Raw genomic sequence first — 1,559 nt, forward strand, 5'->3', positions numbered from 1 at the left:
CAGGCTGTCGAGAAAATCTCGACAGCCTTTATTTTTCCCTTAAAATATCAATTCCCCTGTAATAAAATAAAAGAAAGACTGAAAAGGACGGTGTCTTTCTCATGTTCCACACAAGAAACTCTTCTCAAAACACAGCCGAATTTGTTCTGCTTGACCAACTCGTCGAAGAGGATCACCTGCTTCGGAAAATTGATCAATACATAGACTTCTCTTTCATCATTGAAAAGGTTAAACCTTACTACAGTGAAAATAAAGGCCGCCCCTCACTTGATCCGCTTATTTTATTTAAAATGATGTTTATCGGATACCTCTATGGTATCCGTTCAGAAAGACAACTTGAAAAAGAAATTTACTACAATATGGCGTACAGATGGTTTCTTGGATTGAACATAAATGATCCAGTTCCGCACCACTCCACCATCAGCTGGAACAGACGCACACGCTTTAAAGATACAACCATCTTCCAAGACATCTTTGATGAGATCGTTCTTCAGGCCATCAACCACGACATGGTGGGCGGACGAGTCCTATTCACTGACTCCACACACCTTAAAGCCAATGCCAACAGGCATAAATACACAAGAAAAACAATTGCGCAGGATACCCAAAACTATATCAAGGATTTAAATGAAGCCATTCAAGAGGATCGGGAGGAACACGGAAAAAAGCCATTAACAGCCAAAGAGGAGGTGAAAGCTGAAAAAGAGATCCGCCACAGTACAACCGATCCGGAAAGTGGCTATCTGTATCGTGAAAACAAACCAGAAGGTTTTTTCTATTTAGATCACCGTACAACAGATATGAAATTCAACATTATCACCGATGCCTATGTCACACCCGGGAATGTCCATGATTCTGTGCCCTATCTTGACCGATTGGATCACCAAATCGCCCGATTTGGTTTTCAAGTAGAAGCCGTCGCCCTTGATTCCGGATATTTAACTACTCCGATCTGTAAAGGATTATCTGACCGACAAATCTTTGGTGTCATCGCACATAGACGTTATCACCCTACCCGAGGGTTGTTTCCAAAATGGAAATTTCATTATGACAGTGAACAAGACAGATACATTTGTCCAAATCACCAAACACTTACATACTCAACAACTGACCGAAAAGGCTACCGGTCATACAAATCAAATCCTGAAATATGTTCCTCATGCCCGCTGCTTAAAAACTGTACAAAATCAAAGAATCAGCAGAAAGTGATTACTCGGCATGTATGGGAAGATCATAAAGAAAAGGTCAGACAAAATCGCTTGTCTGTTTCAGGAAAAAACCTCTACAAAAAAAGAAAAGAAAAAATAGAGCGAAGCTTTGCAGATTCAAAACAACTGCATGGGCTTCGCTATTGCAGGTTGAGGGGAAAACGAAATGTGAGTGAACAAGTTCTCCTCACAGCCGCATGCCAGAACATGAAGAAGATTGCCACATACCTAGCCAAGCAAGGCTAGGCATGTGGGAGTGCTTTTTCTGCACCTGAAATCAGATGAATATGTAAAGAAACAGCACAAAACAAAAAAGCTTGTAGAAAAAACACCGTTTTCTCTACAAGCTGA

1 protein-coding gene is annotated in these 1,559 nt (G+C 40.9%); it reads left to right on the forward strand.

Annotated features, from left to right (window positions below; all coding sequences use genetic code 11):
• Positions 1 to 101: 101 nt before the first annotated feature.
• Entirely contained in the window at positions 102 to 1,454 is a 1,353-nt protein-coding gene (locus tag V756_RS1000000123320) for an IS1182 family transposase (protein ID WP_024713943.1), read from the forward strand.
• Positions 1,455 to 1,559: the final 105 nt, after the last annotated feature.

It is taken from the genome of Bacillus tequilensis KCTC 13622, assembly GCF_000507145.1.
GTDB classification, from domain to species: Bacteria; Bacillota; Bacilli; order Bacillales; family Bacillaceae; genus Bacillus; species Bacillus tequilensis.